At 50.9% G+C, this 16,934-nt stretch carries 18 protein-coding genes and 1 other annotated feature; all 18 genes read left to right on the forward strand.

All coding sequences use genetic code 11. The annotated features are described in order from the left end of the window. The first annotated feature begins 1 nt into the window (after window position 1). Window positions 2-1,147 (forward strand): FtsW/RodA/SpoVE family cell cycle protein, encoded by a 1,146-nt coding sequence (locus tag L3D05_RS06570; protein WP_239615206.1) that lies wholly within the window; start codon window positions 2-4, stop codon window positions 1,145-1,147. 189 nt (window positions 1,148-1,336) lie between these two features. Beyond that, entirely contained in the window at window positions 1,337-2,338 is a 1,002-nt protein-coding gene (locus L3D05_RS06575; RefSeq protein ID WP_239615207.1) for a M23 family metallopeptidase, read from the forward strand. Next, window positions 2,331-3,206 carry a M50 family metallopeptidase gene (locus L3D05_RS06580; protein ID WP_239615208.1) on the forward strand — a complete coding sequence of 292 codons (876 nt, stop codon included), beginning with the start codon at window positions 2,331-2,333 and terminating at the stop codon, window positions 3,204-3,206. Before L3D05_RS06575 ends, L3D05_RS06580 begins: the two co-directional genes overlap by 8 nt. A gap of 32 nt (window positions 3,207-3,238) precedes the next feature. Beyond that, window positions 3,239-4,474, forward strand: a complete 1,236-nt coding sequence (locus L3D05_RS06585) for an Rne/Rng family ribonuclease (protein ID WP_239615209.1) — start codon at window positions 3,239-3,241, stop codon at window positions 4,472-4,474. Window positions 4,475-4,538: 64 nt separating this feature from the next. Next, window positions 4,539-4,639: a sequence feature (ribosomal protein L21 leader region), on the forward strand. Window positions 4,640-4,651: 12 nt separating this feature from the next. Beyond that, window positions 4,652-4,963, forward strand: a complete 312-nt coding sequence (rplU, locus tag L3D05_RS06590) for a 50S ribosomal protein L21 (RefSeq protein ID WP_239615210.1) — start codon at window positions 4,652-4,654, stop codon at window positions 4,961-4,963. 14 nt (window positions 4,964-4,977) lie between these two features. Beyond that, entirely contained in the window at window positions 4,978-5,322 is a 345-nt protein-coding gene (locus tag L3D05_RS06595) for a ribosomal-processing cysteine protease Prp (RefSeq protein ID WP_239615211.1), read from the forward strand. A gap of 4 nt (window positions 5,323-5,326) precedes the next feature. Continuing rightward, window positions 5,327-5,638, forward strand: a complete 312-nt coding sequence (gene rpmA, locus L3D05_RS06600; protein ID WP_239615212.1) for a 50S ribosomal protein L27 — start codon at window positions 5,327-5,329, stop codon at window positions 5,636-5,638. 162 nt (window positions 5,639-5,800) lie between these two features. Next, window positions 5,801-6,559: a Spo0B domain-containing protein gene (locus tag L3D05_RS06605; RefSeq protein ID WP_239615213.1), complete on the forward strand. Its 759-nt coding sequence runs from the start codon at window positions 5,801-5,803 to the stop codon at window positions 6,557-6,559. A 15-nt stretch (window positions 6,560-6,574) separates the two neighbouring features. Further along, a complete protein-coding gene (gene obgE, locus L3D05_RS06610; protein ID WP_239615214.1) occupies window positions 6,575-7,912 on the forward strand; it encodes a GTPase ObgE in 1,338 nt (445 codons plus the stop codon). 199 nt (window positions 7,913-8,111) lie between these two features. Beyond that, window positions 8,112-8,549: an ACT domain-containing protein gene (locus L3D05_RS06615; RefSeq protein ID WP_239615215.1), complete on the forward strand. Its 438-nt coding sequence runs from the start codon at window positions 8,112-8,114 to the stop codon at window positions 8,547-8,549. 48 nt (window positions 8,550-8,597) lie between these two features. Then, window positions 8,598-9,884: a homoserine dehydrogenase gene (locus tag L3D05_RS06620; RefSeq protein WP_239615216.1), complete on the forward strand. Its 1,287-nt coding sequence runs from the start codon at window positions 8,598-8,600 to the stop codon at window positions 9,882-9,884. A 42-nt stretch (window positions 9,885-9,926) separates the two neighbouring features. Further along, complete coding sequence (thrB, locus tag L3D05_RS06625; RefSeq protein ID WP_239615217.1) at window positions 9,927-10,946, forward strand: homoserine kinase; 1,020 nt, start codon at window positions 9,927-9,929, stop codon at window positions 10,944-10,946. Then, complete coding sequence (gene pheA / locus L3D05_RS06630) at window positions 10,943-11,818, forward strand: prephenate dehydratase (protein WP_239615218.1); 876 nt, start codon at window positions 10,943-10,945, stop codon at window positions 11,816-11,818. Before thrB ends, pheA begins: the two co-directional genes overlap by 4 nt. Window positions 11,819-11,966: 148 nt before the next feature. Continuing rightward, window positions 11,967-13,622: a LysM peptidoglycan-binding domain-containing protein gene (locus tag L3D05_RS06640; RefSeq protein WP_369417953.1), complete on the forward strand. Its 1,656-nt coding sequence runs from the start codon at window positions 11,967-11,969 to the stop codon at window positions 13,620-13,622. A 64-nt stretch (window positions 13,623-13,686) separates the two neighbouring features. Beyond that, complete coding sequence (locus L3D05_RS26690) at window positions 13,687-14,361, forward strand: BofC C-terminal domain-containing protein (RefSeq protein WP_239615219.1); 675 nt, start codon at window positions 13,687-13,689, stop codon at window positions 14,359-14,361. Window positions 14,362-14,740: 379 nt separating this feature from the next. Next, window positions 14,741-15,241, forward strand: a complete 501-nt coding sequence (gene ruvC / locus L3D05_RS06650) for a crossover junction endodeoxyribonuclease RuvC (RefSeq protein ID WP_239615220.1) — start codon at window positions 14,741-14,743, stop codon at window positions 15,239-15,241. Next, on the forward strand, window positions 15,241-15,861 hold the full coding sequence (ruvA, locus tag L3D05_RS06655) for a Holliday junction branch migration protein RuvA (RefSeq protein ID WP_239615221.1): 621 nt from the start codon (window positions 15,241-15,243) through the stop codon (window positions 15,859-15,861). The genes ruvC and ruvA overlap by 1 nt, the downstream gene beginning before the upstream one ends. A 27-nt stretch (window positions 15,862-15,888) precedes the next feature. Beyond that, window positions 15,889-16,899 (forward strand): Holliday junction branch migration DNA helicase RuvB, encoded by a 1,011-nt coding sequence (gene ruvB / locus L3D05_RS06660; protein ID WP_239615222.1) that lies wholly within the window; start codon window positions 15,889-15,891, stop codon window positions 16,897-16,899. Window positions 16,900-16,934: the final 35 nt, after the last annotated feature.

Raw genomic sequence — 16,934 nt, forward strand, 5'->3', positions numbered from 1 at the left:
CTTGTTAAACCGATTAAAGAAAATGGATTGGATGATGCTAACGATTCTCTTGATGTTCATGGGAATCAGCACCCTCTTGGTTCGGAGCGCAACTTACAATAACCCGTCGTATGCAAACCATGACTTGAAAACTCTCGTTTTCTATGGAATCGGGTTCGGTGTCATTATTTTGGCGACTCTGGTGGACTACCGGCTTATCCTCAAAACTTGGTATGTGTGGTATGGGCTTGGGATCGTTCTGTTAATGCTTATTTTTGTATTCGTACAGAAGAAGAACGGCGCGCAAAGCTGGTTTGAATTCGGCGATGTGTCTTTCCAGCCTGCAGAGGTCATGAAATTGTTCCTGATTATAGCCGTCGCGGCGATAATGGGTAGACGACAAGGCGATTCGCTCAGGATGCGCACTGACGTCATGGTCGTAGCGGCTGTCGCTTTCGTACCTTTCCTATTGGTCATGATGCAGCCGGATTTAGGTAACGCCATGATCTATGTTTTTATCGTGTTAGGCATGCTTTGGATCGGCAATGTCAGGTACTCCTACGTTACGATCGGACTCATTGTGGTCGTAGGCGGGACGTTGCTATTCGTAACTTTGTTTACTTCGTACAATTCCGAAATTCAAAGTTATTTGGAATCCAAAAAGCTTGGCCACTGGTATGAACGGATAAATACGTACATTCATCCGGAGGAAGCGTCGAAAGATGCTAGCCAGCAATCGAGATATGCGCAAATCGCTATCGGATCGGGCGGGCTTTCCGGAGATGGGTATTTGCAAGGGGAATCCAAAAACCGCAAATTCATTCCTTACACGTACTCGGATTCCATTTTCGTCGTCATCGGAGAGGAGTTCGGCTTCCAAGGAGCGGCGGTTCTGCTTTTACTCTATTTCCTATTTATTTATAGGATGATATTAATTGCTTATCAGTGTTATGACTTGCGAGGCTCGTTTATCATTATAGGGATCGCGACGATGATGGTGTTCCAGATTTTCCAAAATATCGGAATGATGATCGGTATCATGCCGATTACCGGAATTACCCTTCCGTTCATTAGCTACGGAGGCACTTCGTTGTTGTTGAACATGATGTGCATCGGGCTAGTGTTCAGCATTCGGGCACACCAAGACAAGTACCAAGTGGAAAATTAATCAAAGGATAAGAACAGCGGCGTAAGGGATGCGGTTATCCCTAACGCCGCTGTTTTTGTTATTGCTTAATCATTCTCGTTTCGAGGATTCTTGACCGCTTGGCAGTTGGAGGGTTCGAACGCCGACAAGGTCTAATTGGCGCTTGTCCGCCATAAGGTTATAAGAGAGAGCGGACAAGGAGGGCTTGCCATGCAAATACGGAATAACGTTCGTGAACGCAGACGGGAGCGTATCGAGCAGCTTATCGGGCGGCATGCGTTGGAGAGGTCGGATCAAGAGGAGCAAACGGTAGGGGAGCAGGCAATTCCAAGGAATACGAGTCCATCCCCTTCGATAGCCGAATTGCCTCTCAACGAATCGAATCTATCTTCGGAGACGGGAAATCCCCCTCCTTTCGTCGGCAAACAAGCCTTTGTTAGGCCGGGTGATACGGCTGAATCCGACCCGGAGTTGTGGTGGAAGGAAAGGGAGAAGCGGTTGAAATCCGGACAAGCTGCAGACTGGCAAGGACTAAAAGGAATTTCTCCATCCTCGTCATCCCATGCAAGTCCTTCCAGGGGAAATTTAGTGTTGACCCCGTTCTTGCGAGGCTTATCTTTACGGATCGTGCTCGCGCTACTCGTGTTAGCCGGAACCTGGGGATGGTTTAAGCTGGAGTTGCCGGGTAGCGCGGAGGCTCGCGCCTGGATGGTCACTTCAGTAACCCGGGATATGGACTTCGATGCTGTCGAAGCCTGGTACGGCAATACATTCGGGGGCTCTCCGTCTTTTTTTTCGTTTAACCGCAATCAGCCCGACACGCAAGAAGTGTCTGCAAGGTTAAATCCGACTGAAACCGTCGTTCCTATCGTTGGAAGAGTCGTGCAGAGCTACGCTCAGAATGGAGCGGGAGTCAGATTCGCGGCGGCCGGCGGCAGCGAAGTATACGCCATATATACGGGGAGAGTACAACAGGTATCCCCTAATCAAGATGGCGGCGTCACGATTATCGTTCAGCATCAGAATCATATTCTTTCCGTATACGGGGGCTTGGAACACGCTTCGGTCAAACCGAACGATTGGGTAAAGACGGGGCAACAGGTCGGTCGGCTTAAATCTTCCGGAGACAGTCAAGCCGAGGGAGTTCTTTACTTTGCCGTCCAACAGCAAGGGAAAGCGTTAAATCCTGCGGAAGTGGTTTCCATTGATTAAATGGCGAGGAATTCAATTCCGTCTTCATCCGTTATTCGTGCTTGTTATGATTGCCTCGATCGCGACAGGCCAGTTTGCGGAGCTCGTGACGCTATTCGTAATCGTTCTGTGGCATGAATTCGGACATCTCGTTGCGGCGCTGCGCTTCGGATGGACGGTGAGGGAGGTAAAGCTGCTTCCCTTCGGAGGAGTCGTAGAAGTAGAGGATGCGGGAACGTTGCCCGTGAGGGAAGAAGTGTGGGTGGCGATCGCCGGACCGGTTCAGAACGTGATTCTTGCCGCAATTGGTTATTCTCTAGGTCACATCGGGTGGATCGATAGGGGATGGGCGGACGATTTCGTGCGTGCTAACGTGCTGATCGGCCTTTTTAATTTATTGCCGGTTCTTCCTTTAGACGGAGGGAGAATATTGCAAGCTTGGATCTCTCTCCAAGTCCCGTTTCATCGTACTTTAATGTGGAGCGCGAAGATCAGCTTGGCGTTCAGCGGCTTGATCGTCGTCGCGTCGCTGTATCCGCTCGTGAATGGCGGCTTGCTGCAACTGAACTTGTTAGCGGTTGGCTTATTCTTGTGCGCTTCCAACTGGATATATTTTCGCAATGTTCCATTTGTCTTTCTCCGTTTTCTCGTCCACAGGTCCGAAAGGGCTGAAAAACATATCGATCGGGGCAAGCTATCCCAACCGATCGTCATCGCCGAGAATCGTCCGCTGACCTCGATCATTAAACTGTTCATGAAAGAGCAATATCATCTTATTTATGTGATGAAACGCGGGAAGGTCGCGAAGGTCGTTCCAGAGAAAGCCATTATCGACGGTTTTCTAGGCCATTTGACATCAGGGAATGCGGATATGAAGTTTTTCATGTAAAATGGAGAAAAGAGCACCAATGGGAGGTTTGCATGAAGCAACTGTTTATCCATTGCTCGCAAAATGTTACTCAGTCCGCACTATTGGAAGACGGAAAACTTACGGAGTTCAGCGTGGAACGGATGGAAGGCGCTTCGCTTATCGGCAATCTCTACAAGGGGCGAGTCGTCAACGTTCTTCCCGGCATGCAGGCTGCTTTCGTTGATATCGGTTTATCTAAAAATGCTTTTCTATACGTGGACGATGCCCTTCACCCGCATTTGGAAAAGCAGCCGAAGGTGAAGCCCGCCATCAACGAGCTGATGAAGCCGGGCGATGAACTGCTCGTGCAGATTATGAAGGAGCCGCTCGGAGGGAAAGGCGCTCGTGTCACGACGCATTACTCCATTCCCGGAAGATGGCTTGTCTATATGCCGGATGCGGACTACATAGGGATTTCGAAGAAGATCGAACTCGAAACCGAACGTGTCCGTCTAAGGAGTCTGGCCGAAGCGATGCGCACCGATGGAGAAGGAGTCATCCTCCGTACGAATGCCGAAGGGGAAAGCCAGGAGTCTCTCGCCGAGGATCTCGAAAGCTTGCGCGGGGCTTGGCAGAACATCGTCGAACGCAGCAAGGAAGCAAGTGCGCCAGCGGAGCTGCATCGGGATTCGGGGCTTGTTGAACGGATGGTCAGGGACGTGATTACTCCGGATACGGAGCAATTAATCATCGATGACAGGATGAGCCTACAAGAAGCCAAAGCGTATCTAAGGCAAACGGCTCCGGCGCTCGAAGGAAAAGTTCAACTTTATGAAGAGGCTAAGCCATTATTCGATAAATACGGCATCAAGGAGCAATTGGACATCGCCTTTCAACCCAGGATTTGGCTGCCTAGCGGCGGTTACCTCGTATGGGAGCAGACGGAAGCCTTAACGGTGATCGACGTGAACACCGGGAAGTATACGGGTTCTATAGATTTGGAAGAAACCGTATTTCAGACGAATAAGGAAGCTGCGGACGAAGTCGCCCGGCTGCTTCGGCTTCGCGACGTCGGAGGCATTATCATCATCGACTTTATCGATATGGAAACCGAAGAGCATCGCCATCAGATCGTGCAGCAATTAGAGATGAGAATTAAGCGGGACCGCACGAAATGCCAAGTCGTCGGGTGGACTAAGCTTGGGCTTATGGAGATGACTCGTAAAAAGGCACGGGAAAACGCGATGAATTTCTTCTACGAGACGTGCGCTTCTTGCAAAGGAAGAGGAAAAATCTATATCCGATAATAATATGTTGATTTTCTTTGGAACGGTATGCTATAATCCCATAGTGCGTGCAATCTGAAGATTTTGCAGGCTACAACCGCACTCCACCGGGTCGATAAGCTCGGAATGCCGCAGCTGCAAGGCTATGCGCAACCGACACCCTATGAGGCGAGTCTTAGACATGAGGAGGTGCACCAGATGTACGCGATTATTGAAACTGGCGGTAAACAGTACAAAGTTCAAGCGGGCGATGTGCTTTTCATTGAAAAGCTTTCTGCTAACGTAGGCGACAGCATCACGTTTGACCGCGTGTTGGCAGTGTCCAACAAAGACGGATTGACTACAGGATCCCCGATCGTAGCAGGCGCGTCCGTAACGGGCAAAGTCGAGCAACACGTGAAAGGCGAAAAAGTCATCGTTTTCAAGTACAAGCCTAAGAAAAACTACAAACGTAAGCAAGGCCATCGTCAACCGTACACGAAAGTGACGATCGAGAACATTAAGGCATAAGCGAGGTCGCCGAGATGATCACGATAACGATCGTGCGCAATGTTGAGAAGGCTATTATACGGTTTACCGTATCGGGGCATGCTTTTTACAACGATCCAGGCAAAGACATCGTCTGCGCCGGCGTATCGGCTGTAACGATAGGAGCGGTTAACGCGATCGAGAAATTAACGGGGCTCGAGCCTCGGGCCATTTCCGAATCCGGACTGCTCAAGGCGGAAACCCCGCATAGCACGGATCCCCAGCGGAATGATCAAGTCCAGCTTTTGCTGGAAGGGATGATCGTCGCTCTTGAATCCATTGTGGAATCATACGGCAAGTACGTGAAAATAAAAGAAACCTTTGCGGAAAAAGGAGGTTGACACCATGTTGAAGTTAGATCTTCAGTTATTCGCCTCGAAAAAAGGGGTCGGATCGACTAGGAACGGACGGGACAGCCACTCCAAGCGTCTTGGCGCTAAGAGAGCTGACGGTCAAGTCGTAACTGCAGGAAGCATCTTGTTTCGCCAACGCGGAACTAAGATTCATCCGGGCAGCAACGTAGGCATCGGCAAAGACGATACGCTCTTCGCTTTAGTACCAGGCGTTGTTAAGTTCGAACGTTGGGGACGCGATCGCAAGAAAGTTAGCGTCTACCCAGTAGCGCAAGCTCCTGTAGCTGCTGCTCTCGAAGTTTAATATGGCATCCAGAACCCCGGCCAATGCAAGTTGGTCGGGGTTTTTGCATGAACGGCGCATCTATGCGGCCATCGTGGTTAAGCTGATCTCTCCATGCTATACTGTAGGGGTGGACAGTTTCCAGGCTCTTGATGGAAAGGAATAACGAAACGGGGAAGTCACATGCTGTTTAGAAAAACGACACTGTGGGGACTTGCATCTTTGTTATCGCTGACTGTGCCTGCCGCGGCGGTCATCATCTGGCATCCATCGTGGTGGCCATTAATCGTATTCGTCCTATGGACATTCGCGGTATGCGCTATTATTGTTGCCTTGCAACGGCTGAAGCACCGGGAGCAATGCGATCGCTTGCTTACGCATTCGCAAGTGTCGGCCATTCGAACTTTAAGCCATCATCGGCACGACTGGATGAATGAGCTGCAAATTTTGTATGGATATTTGAGGCTCAATAAGCTCGAAAGAGCAGTGGACGTTGTGGATAGAATAAGAGGGCGGATGGAGCAAGACAGCAGGGTGTCGCAGATCGGAATACCTGAATTGGCCACGTTCCTATTATCCTTCCGCACGGTATGCGATACGATGCGGCTAGATCTTGAAATTCAGGACGGACTTCAGCTGGAGCGCTTGCCCTATCGAGCAGATATGCTTTCTAGGACGATAACAGGTCTGGTGAATGTCATTCGATTCCGCGCGGTTAATCCGCTTAGTGGGGAGAACGTCCTTAAACTCGTCTTGTCACAGTCTGAAGGCGCGCTTAAGATCGTGATGGCTTATCAAGGCGAACTTGCCGCTGCCGATAGCGTGTCCGCAGAGATTAAGAAGTGTTTGGAAGGAATCGGACAATTAGATGATGGAGAAGAGCCGACGGAGCAAAGCGAAATAGCAAGGACAATGGTCATCCATTTCCCTCTGACGGCATAACGGAGTGATTTCAACATGTTTGTAGACAAAGCGAAGATTTATGTTAAAGGCGGAGACGGCGGGGATGGACTCGTTTCGTTCCGTAGGGAATTGTACGTGCCCGAGGGCGGACCCGCAGGCGGGGACGGAGGTAATGGAGGCAACGTTATTTTCCGCGTGGACGAAGGCTTGCGTACGCTTATGGATTTCCGTTATCAGAAGCATTTCAAAGCGGATAAAGGCGAGAAAGGGCGCAACAAGTCTCAGCACGGCGCCAACGCGGATCATATGATCGTTCGCGTACCTCCCGGCACGATCGTCGTGGATGATGACACGGGCGAGATCGTTGCCGATCTGACGCGTCATGACCAGCAGGTCATTATCGCCAAGGGCGGTCGCGGCGGTAGAGGGAATATCCGCTTTAAGAGCTCGGTGAATACCGCTCCGGCTATCGCCGAGAACGGGGAAGAAGGACAAGCCCGCTGGGTAACGCTGGAACTTAAGGTCATGGCCGACGTAGGCTTGGTCGGATTCCCAAGCGTAGGTAAATCTACCTTGCTATCGGTCGTATCCGCGGCGCAGCCGAAGATCGGCGCTTACCACTTTACAACGATTACGCCTAATTTAGGCGTAGTAGACTTGGGCGATGAGCGCAGCTTCGTAATGGCTGATTTACCGGGGCTGATCGAGGGCGCGCATACGGGAGTCGGCTTAGGACATGAGTTTTTGAGACACGTCGAACGCACCCGGATTATCGTGCACGTCGTGGACATGTCCGGTATGGAAGGCCGCGATCCTTATGAGGATTGGGTTAAGATCAATGATGAGCTAAGGCTGTATAATATCAAGCTGGCGGATCGCCCGCAGATCGTTGCCGCCAACAAAATGGACATGCCGGAATCGGAAGAGAACCTAAACGAATTCCGCAAGAAAGCAAGCGAAACGATGCCGGACGTCGTGATCATGCCAATCTCTTCCTTAACGAAACAAGGCGTGAAGGAACTGCTCTACCGGGTAGCGGATTTGCTTGAATCTCTGCCGGAGCCTTCGGAGATCGAAGAGATCGAGAAGCTGGCGAAAGCTGAAGAGGGTATCGTATACCGTTATGAATCCCAAGGCGATATGGAGTTCACGATTACGAGGGATAACGAAGTGTACGTAATCGAGAGCGAAGCGATCGAAAGATTGATGAGGCGTACCCAATTTAACTCCTACGAAGCGATTATGCGGTTCGGGCGCATATTGCGGGGAGTCGGCATCGATGAAGCGTTGCGTAAACGCGGAGCTAAAGATGGCAACATCATTCGAATCGGTAAATTCGAATTCGAGTTTTTCGAAGGCGGATCGGACGATTATTTATACGATGATGAATAAGCGGAATAAAGCAAAGACCAGCCTGCAGTAGAGGGGCTGGTCTTTGCTTTATTCAGATAGTTCTAATATTAATCAGTTCTAAGTCGTTTGTTTTGATATGTAAAAATTTGCAAGAAACAAATGCCTATTGATGCATCCGTTCCGATTCGATATAATGTCCACTATATACAAACATTCGTCTTTCCAGGGAGGACGCACTATGGCGGAACGGTATTACGTCGTCCGCGAGGATCTATTACCGGAAGGCATTCTTAAGACGGAACAAGCCAAAGAGCTGCTTCGACGTGGCGAAGCGGCTACGATTCACGAAGCCGCCGAGAAGGTAGGCTTAAGCCGCAGTGCCTATTATAAGTACAAAGATGGCGTATACTCGCTGGAGCAAGCTTCGCGCGAGTCGATTGCCACTCTGGCGATGGACCTTGAGCACCGTTCGGGAGTACTATCGAAGGTACTCGGAATGCTTGCAGCTAGCGATGGAAATGTGTTGACGATATCTCAATCGATTCCTCTTCAGGGTATGGCCAACGTTGTCGTATCCATGGACACCTCAATGATAAACGGAGCATTACCGGAACTTCTGGAAAATTTGCGTTCATTAAATGGCGTCAAACGGGTAACAGTTGTCGGACGCAGTTAGCTACGGTAAACAATAAATCATTGTACAGCTAGAAGCGGAGGAATAAGGATGAAAGAAGTAAAAGTAGGTTTGTTAGGTTTAGGAACTGTGGGCACAGGTGTAGTAAAAATCGTTGAAGGCCATCAAGAAGATCTATCGAACCAAGTCGGTTCTCCGATCTCGATCGCGCAAATTCTCGTAAAGGACCGTACGAAAAATCGTAACATCGCGGTGGATCCTTCCAAGCTGACGGAAGACCCTTGGGATATCGTCCGTAATCCGGAAATAGACGTTATCGTTGAAGTCATGGGCGGAATCGCCCTTACGAAGGATTATATTCTCGAAGCGCTGGAACGGGGAAAACATGTCGTCACGGCTAACAAAGACCTGATGGCGTTGCATGGTCCGGAAATTTTGGCAAAAGCGCGCGATAAGGGCTGCGATGTATTATACGAAGCAAGCGTTGCGGGGGGGATTCCGATTATTCGTACGTTGATCGAAGGATTCTCTTCCGATCGGATTACGAAAATCATGGGAATCGTCAATGGAACGACTAACTACATTCTAACGAAGATGAGTCAAGAAGGCGCTGCCTACGCGGACGTACTCAAAGAAGCTCAAGAGCTCGGTTATGCGGAAGCCGATCCGACTTCTGACGTGGAAGGACTTGACGCGGCGCGCAAAATGACGATCTTGTCGACGCTCGGTTTCCGCGCGGACGTTTCCTTGGACAATGTGAGCGCGAAAGGAATTAGCGGCGTAACCCAAGAAGATATTCAATATGCTAAGCGGCTAGGCTACGAAGTGAAGCTTCTGGGCATCGCGGAGCGGCAGGATGATTACATTAGCGTAAGCGTTCAGCCTACGATGATCAAGGCAAGCCACCCGATTGCTTCCGTTAACGGAGTTTTTAATGCGGTGTACGTGCACGGCGAGGCAGTCGGTGAAACGATGTTCTATGGCGCGGGCGCAGGGGAAATGCCAACCGCGACTTCCATCGTCGCTGATTTGGTGGCGGTCGTCAAGAATATGAAGCTTGGGGTGAACGGCCGTCAGGCGCAGCTATCCTATAACGTAATGAAGCAGAAAACGGACGAACAGATCGCGTCGAAGTTTTTCTTGTTGTTACACGTAGACGATCGCGCCGGCGTGTTAGCGCAGATTGCCCAAGTATTCTCGAATGGAGACGTCAGCATCGAATCGGTTATGCAGCCTTCGACGCCGAACAAAACGAGTACGGAAATTATCATTATCACGCATGAAGCCAGCAAAGCTGCGATGAATAACGTGCTCCAAGCATTCGAAAGCTTGTCTTCGATTCGGAAGATCAAAAGCGTATATCGCGTAGAAGGTTAATTTTTTCTTACAGAGTGAATTCAGCATTAAAGGAGCTTAGTTATGCGTCATGAAGCAGAGAAAGAAGCAAAAGTAGTGAACGGAAGCGTCATCGTCAAAGTTCCAGCCAGCACAGCTAACATGGGTCCGGGATTCGATTCTCTCGGAATGGCTTTGTCGTTATTCGCGTGGGTTAGCATGGCTCCAGCGAAGGCAACCCGGATTACGCTAGTAGGCGATAATCTGGAAGGCGTATCCCAAGACAAAACAAATTTAGTGTATATCGTGGCACAATCCGTTTTCAATAAAGTTGGGATCGAGCTTCCCGAGCTAGAAATTGGCATTCGAAGCGATATTCCGTTGACGAGAGGGCTTGGAAGCAGCGCCGCGGCCATCGTCGGGGCTCTCGTCGCTGCCAACTCGTTAGCAAGCAATACTTTGTCGGAAGACGAGCTCTTCCAGATGGCGACCGCATTCGAGAAACATCCGGATAACGTGGGAGCATCACTGTTCGGAGGCATCATCGCGGCAGCATGGGACGGGGAGAGAGCCGAGTATGTTAGAATCGAGCCTCCGGCCGGAATGGACGTGTTGGTAGCGATTCCGGAGTTCGAATTATCGACGAAGAAGGCACGTAACGTTCTTCCGGAGCAAATCTCGATGAAGGACGCCGTTTTTAATGTTACGCATAGCTCACTATTGACTGCGGCGCTAGCTTCAGGCCGATTAGACTTGCTAGGCCATGCCATGAGGGATCGGCTGCATCAGCCGTATCGGGCGGCGCTTATTCCGGGAATGGAACGAATTCTAAGCGAGGCGACGGAGCATGGAGCACTTGGAGCCGTGCTTTCAGGAGCAGGCCCGACCTTGCTGTTGCTAGCTAGAAGCGAGCATTCCGGCGACGGGAAGTTGGTATCGTTCGTCCAGGAGGTCATGGGGCAAGAAGGAGTGACCGTCAACACTCGCTGGTTGGAACCATGCCTGCATGGTCCGATCGTCCAGATCGTTGGGGAGAACGATCCTGTTTACATGGTGGACATGCGCCGATTGCTAGGCGAGGCGGAAAATGAGGTGGGGGTATGAGCAAACGTAAATCCGTAGCTCTGTTGCCCAAAGGCACGGTATCCGATGAAGCTGTACGTTATTTGTTTCGGAATGAAGACGTGGAGTTCGTATATTGCAAAATGATCGCCGACGTTTTCCAATCAACCGCGAAAGGGCTGACGGATTGGAGCGTTATTCCGATAGAAAATACGATTGACGGTTCGGTAAGCCTGCATATCGATTGGCTTGTCCATGAAGTGGACTTGCCCATCCGTGCGGAGTGGGTATATCCTTCCATTCAGAACTTGATCGGTTCAGGAAGCGAACTGATAGGAGAGAATGGCAAGTGGGACCCTAGCAAGATCACGAAAGTGATGAGCCACCCTGTCGCTATGGCGCAATGTTTACAGTTTATTAGAGCCAATCTGCCTCATGCTGAACTGGAAACGCTAAGTAGCACAGCCGAGGCTGTTCGAATGGTTAAGAACAGCCCGGGCCAAGGTTGGGCGGCACTCGGCACGCGATTAGCGGCTTCGGAATTGGAGCTTGACGTTCTTGAGGAAGCGGTGACCGATCACGACAACAACTATACCCGTTTTCTGTTAGTCGGGAATACTCCATACGAGAAACCGGAAGCACCCTTACAGAAGACAAGCATCCTCGTCACGTTGCCGGAAGACTTTCCGGGCGGGCTTCATCAATTGTTATCCGCCTTTGCGTGGCGTCGAATTAACTTATCCAAGATCGAATCTAGGCCGACGAAGAAGAAACTCGGGAATTACTACTTCTACATCGACATTGAGTATTCTTTGGACTCCGTTCTTCTTCCGGCGGCGATTGCCGAGATCGAAGCGATCGGCTGCCAAGTTCGATTGCTGGGATCTTATCCTAGCTTGCCTTTTGAAGGATAATGAACACCCTATGAAATCCGACTGCCCTCAGGCTGTCGGATTTTTATATTAAGGGATGTCAAACGCCCATTCCCTGCATAGGATGTAAAGATTGCGCGAGGGCATTCGCCCGGTCGTGAACGAAGTCAATCCATCAGGAGGGAATGGCGTGAAGATCCATATGGTTAAGCAAGGGGATTCGCTCTATTCGATCGCCCAGAAATACGGTGTATCTCTAGAAGACATCGTGAAGGCAAACCCGGATATTAGCAATCCCGATGCAATTGAAGTAGGCATGAAGGTGAAGGTTCCTTCGCATCCGCAGACAACGTTGGAAGTCATTCATCATCATGTCGTGCAGCAGGGGGACACCCTTTGGAAGTTATCCAAGTCCTGGGGAATACAGCTTACCGATATGATCAAAGCAAATCCCCAACTGAAAAATCCGAATGCGCTGCTAACAGGAGAAGTCGTCAATATTCCGAAGCCTGGTCATGGAAACGAGGCTTCAGCCGGAACCATGCATGGAAATCCAGGGAGCGGTAAAGCGAATACGGGAATGAAACAGGGAACGGGCGCGAAGGCCAATACTGGCGTACAACCACTGCCCGCTCCGGCTCCCGCGCCGCCACCAGTCCAAATAACGCCTGTTCCTCCGGTTGTACCGACGCCGGCTCCCGCCCCCGTGTTGCCGATCGCCGAAACCAAGCCGATCTATGGGATTGAGATTCAGGAACATGTGGACTTGTTCCACCAATACCCCGTACCCGCTGTGCAAGCAACGGTTCAAACCGAAACTCCGCATCCGTACGCATACGGTTATGAACACGGCTATGGCATGCAGCAGCCTGCATATGTCAATCCCGCCCAAACGGAGTACGGCTATGGGATGCAGCAGCCTAGCTATGTCAATCCCGCTCAAGCGGAGTACGGCTATGGGATGCAGCAGCCTAGCTATGTCAATCCCGCTCAAGCGGAGCATGGCTACGGGATGCAGCAACCTGCCTATGTCAATCCCGCTCAAGCGGAATACGGCTACGGGATGCAGCAACCTAGCTTTGTCAATCCCGCTCAAGCGGAGCATGGCTACGGGATGCCACAGCCTGGGATTGCCCCATTAACAGGCTATCTTGGAGGGCACATAGGTAGTTTAGGCTCATTCGGCCATCAAGATATTTCTTACAGCCCACCTGATAGCGCAGCTTCTATACCAGGACTGAACTCTCCGGTTATGCCAAGCGGGAAGCCGGCATCGGGTTGCAAAACCTGCGGCGGGAAGTCAACTTGGCCATCGTCGTACGCAGCCGCGAATGCCGGTGCGACACCTTATGCCGAGAGCTATCCTGGAATGGGTTATTCGGACGGAAGAGTTCCGTATGGCATTTCGCCCTATTCAACCGTTCCCTATGGATTCGCTCCGCAAGCGGTTAGTCCCGCCGGGACTTTTCCGGGCGCGAATGCAACGCCGTATTACGGTGCTTCGCCGATGGGGGATATGCCGGTAGGCTTTAATCCGATGGCTGAAGGATTACCCGGAGTTGCGAATGGAGGGATGAATTACCAGCCTTATCCTTACTATGGAGGAATGCAGGCTATCCCGCCGATACCTCCGTTTCCGCCAATGCCACCAATGCCGCCAATGCCGCCGCTAGGTCCGCTAAGAGGAGACCAGAGTAGTAGTGACAGTCTGGACATAGTTGAAGATGAGGTGTCGTCGAAGATCGTAACTGTTAAGAAAAGGCAAGCAAAGCCCAAACTGAAGCTTGCGGCAGCAAGGCAAAGCAAGCCTAAACGCAAGGAAAGCCTTCCATGGATTAAATGGTAAATAAAGCGAATATCGCCGGAATCCCTAGGGAACAATAAAGAAAAAAGCAGAGAAGGGGATTCCGGTGTCTCGCTTTCGCATTCTTAAAGAACTAAGGAAATCATTGAAAAGAAATCGCCGTCACGTTTGGTCGCTCGGATCGGTCTTCGTCTTGTTCTTGCTCGCTGCATTGACCGGCTCCTGGATGGCCCATCGGGTCATTACGCAAAGTCCCTCACAGGTTTTCTTGCCGATGGAATCGGCTTCCGCGTGGGCGGACGATCGGAGCTTGTCTGTCCATCCAACGTCGCGCGATCGAACGCTGCAAGCTTTGAGAATTAGGCAAGGGCAAGTTGAGCTTGTCTTGCATCGTAAATATTTGTGCGGTGAAGAGACGCGGCAGTTAGGAGCGTTCTCTGCCTCGGAAGCGACGGATTTATTGAAATCGCATCGCCAATGGGATGCGACAATGGATGCGTCCGGAAAAGTTCTCATGGAGGAGTCGATTGACGACTTATCCCCCGAATGCCGCAAAACCGGCTACATAGGGTTGGACAAAGACGGTAATTTGACTTTATTCGATGGGCCTCCTTGGCATAAGAAAGTGATTCGGACTTTTTTTCAGCTTGATGTCGAAATGATGGAATCACGTTTGTCGGATGATCGGATTCGCGATCTGGCCAGCGGGATTCGCGTAACGGACAAGGATGAGTACAATAGCGTTTTGTCGACGTTTAACGAGTATGCGATTCTAAGATAGTAAGCAACAATCCACAAAAGGCTTGAGCGCAGATAAATCGGGTTCAAGAGCAGTTTGTTCGACTGTCGAGAAGAAAGGTTTGTTGCAAAAAGTGGCGAAGCAGAGGGGGGACTCTCTCACCATCGCCACTTTTTTGTTGTTACTATGTGCAGGGATCCGCCCCGCAGTCCGGCGAAACCGGATTAGAGCGAGCTAAGGAGGTCCTAAGTACGAATTTTTGGCGAATGAGTTCGCCTAAAGGCTCGCCACGCTTAGGAAAGCGATGTTCCACAACAATACGTTCACTTAATTGTGTTCTCCTTCTGTTCTCATGGGGGGGAACATTTGATATAATTAAATGAATTATGCTTTGCTAGCGATAGAACGGGGGATCGTGCTCATGAGAGTACTGGGAATCGACCCTGGGATAGCCATTATGGGATTCGGGTTTATAGACAAGACGGGACATAAATTAACGCCGGTCCAATATGGTTGTATCGAGACCGCTGCGGGAACTCCGCAGGAGGTAAGGCTGAAACAAATCTATGAATCGGTATGCAGCTTGCTAGATCAGTATAAGCCGGATACCGTTGCGGTAGAGAAGCTATTCTTCAACAAGAACGTAACCAACGCGTTCAGCGTCGGCCAAGCCCGCGGGGTATTCATGTTGGCTGCGGCCCAGCGAGGGTTACCGATCGCGGAATATACGCCGATGCAGGTCAAACAAGCGGTTGTCGGGTACGGCGCCGCGGAGAAAAGACAAGTCCAGGAAATGGTCAAAATGCTGCTAAAGCTATCCACAATACCGAAACCTGACGATGTGGCCGATGCGCTTGCAGTTGCGATCTGCCATGCCCATTCCATCGTCCTAAATGACCGAATGAACGGAGTGACGCGCTAATGATCGATTTTTTGCGAGGAAAGGTTGCTCATCTGGAAAGCGAGTACGTGGTGCTAGACGTTCGCGATGTCGGTTACCGGGTATTTACTCCGAATCCATACGGCATGGCTCGCACAGATGAGCCAATACAGCTTTATATTTATCATCATGTTCGCGAAGACGCCATTCATTTGTTCGGATTTACGACGCGGGACGAGCAAGCTTTATTTCGTAGATTGCTAGAGGTATCGGGGATCGGTCCGAAAGTAGCGCTTGGCGTGTTGGCGGGCGGACGGCCTGAAGCGGTCGTGGCGGCCATTCAGCAAGAAAATCTGACGTTTCTAACTAAGTTGCCGGGAATCGGTAGAAAAACGGCGCAAAGAATGATTTTGGATCTGAAAGACAAGTTGGGTACGTTAGATAGCCGTTGGGCGGTTGCTTCTATGATCGATCTAGAAGAGCCCGTTACATCGGATAGCAGCAGCTCGGCGTGGGCAGCGGCTCGCGAGGCATTGACGGGGCTTGGTTACCGGGATGCGGAGCTGGACAAAGCGTGGCTTACATTGAAGGACAAAGTGACCGGGGAAGAATCACCGGATGTGTTGATTAAGAAGGCGTTGCAGCAATTGTTCCAAGGATAATTCGCAAGCGGAGAGGAGGCTGGAACAATGGAAGACGAGCGTATCGTCACCGCGCATTTGATGATGGAAGACCAAGCGGTGGAATACAGCCTGCGCCCTCGCTATTTGGCGGAATACATCGGCCAAGCGCAAGTGAAGGACAACTTGAAGATCTACATAGAAGCCGCGAAGATGCGGCGCGAGCCGTTGGATCATGTGCTTTTATACGGTCCTCCGGGACTCGGGAAAACAACCTTATCGAACATTATCGCCAATGAGCTTGGCGTTAACATTCGCACGACGAGCGGCCCGGCGATCGAACGCCCGGGCGATCTTGCGGCCATTCTTACGAACTTGCAGGAAAACGACGTTTTGTTCATCGACGAAATTCATCGGCTCCATCGGACGGTCGAGGAAGTGCTGTATCCGGCAATGGAGGATTTTGCGCTGGACTTTATTATCGGCAAAGGGCCAAGCGCCCGTTCAGTAAGATTGGATCTACCTAAATTTACGCTAATCGGAGCTACGACAAGAGCGGGATTGCTGTCGGCTCCGCTCCGGGATCGATTCGGAGTCGTGAGTCGGCTGGAATTTTATACGGAAGACGAACTATCGTATATCGTGACGCGCACGTCCGAAATTTTCGGTGTCGGCATCGTCGGCGAAGCTTCGCGAGAAATTGCCAGACGTGCTCGTGGAACCCCGAGGATCGCGAACCGGTTGCTTAAGCGAGTGCGCGACCATGCTCAAGTTAGGGGAGACGGGATCATTACCGATGCGGTAGCCCATGATGCGCTTGAGAGAATTCAAGTCGATCCGATGGGCTTGGATAGCATTGACCATAAAATGCTTCGATCCATGATTCAGAATTACGGCGGCAGGCCCGTCGGATTGGATACGATCGCGGCTTCCATCGGGGAAGAGAGCCAGACGATCGAGGACGTATACGAACCGTATTTGATGCAAATCGGCTTTTTGCAGCGGACGCCGAGAGGCCGAATCGTGACGGCTGCGGCTTATCGGCATTTGGGTTTGCCAATACCCGATCAGAATAGATGATCATCATGACAATACATAGGGTCGTCAGTCGCTAG

Origin of the sequence: Cohnella mopanensis (assembly GCF_022352055.1) — a bacterium.
GTDB lineage: Bacteria > Bacillota > Bacilli > Paenibacillales > Paenibacillaceae > Cohnella > Cohnella mopanensis.

What these genes read in the sequence shown, in the direction of transcription:
- L3D05_RS06615 (WP_239615215.1), top strand. Translation starts at nt 8,112, where the DNA reads ATGGCGGAACGGTATTACGTCGTCCGCGAGGATCTATTACCGGAAGGC.
- pheA (WP_239615218.1), top strand. Translation starts at nt 10,943, where the DNA reads ATGAGCAAACGTAAATCCGTAGCTCTGTTGCCCAAAGGCACGGTATCC.
- L3D05_RS06585 (WP_239615209.1), top strand. Translation starts at nt 3,239, where the DNA reads ATGAAGCAACTGTTTATCCATTGCTCGCAAAATGTTACTCAGTCCGCA.
- rplU (WP_239615210.1), top strand. Translation starts at nt 4,652, where the DNA reads ATGTACGCGATTATTGAAACTGGCGGTAAACAGTACAAAGTTCAAGCG.
- rpmA (WP_239615212.1), top strand. Translation starts at nt 5,327, where the DNA reads ATGTTGAAGTTAGATCTTCAGTTATTCGCCTCGAAAAAAGGGGTCGGA.
- L3D05_RS06575 (WP_239615207.1), top strand. Translation starts at nt 1,337, where the DNA reads ATGCAAATACGGAATAACGTTCGTGAACGCAGACGGGAGCGTATCGAG.
- L3D05_RS06620 (WP_239615216.1), top strand. Translation starts at nt 8,598, where the DNA reads ATGAAAGAAGTAAAAGTAGGTTTGTTAGGTTTAGGAACTGTGGGCACA.
- L3D05_RS06595 (WP_239615211.1), top strand. Translation starts at nt 4,978, where the DNA reads ATGATCACGATAACGATCGTGCGCAATGTTGAGAAGGCTATTATACGG.
- obgE (WP_239615214.1), top strand. Translation starts at nt 6,575, where the DNA reads ATGTTTGTAGACAAAGCGAAGATTTATGTTAAAGGCGGAGACGGCGGG.
- ruvC (WP_239615220.1), top strand. Translation starts at nt 14,741, where the DNA reads ATGAGAGTACTGGGAATCGACCCTGGGATAGCCATTATGGGATTCGGG.
- ruvB (WP_239615222.1), top strand. Translation starts at nt 15,889, where the DNA reads ATGGAAGACGAGCGTATCGTCACCGCGCATTTGATGATGGAAGACCAA.
- L3D05_RS06605 (WP_239615213.1), top strand. Translation starts at nt 5,801, where the DNA reads ATGCTGTTTAGAAAAACGACACTGTGGGGACTTGCATCTTTGTTATCG.
- thrB (WP_239615217.1), top strand. Translation starts at nt 9,927, where the DNA reads ATGCGTCATGAAGCAGAGAAAGAAGCAAAAGTAGTGAACGGAAGCGTC.
- ruvA (WP_239615221.1), top strand. Translation starts at nt 15,241, where the DNA reads ATGATCGATTTTTTGCGAGGAAAGGTTGCTCATCTGGAAAGCGAGTAC.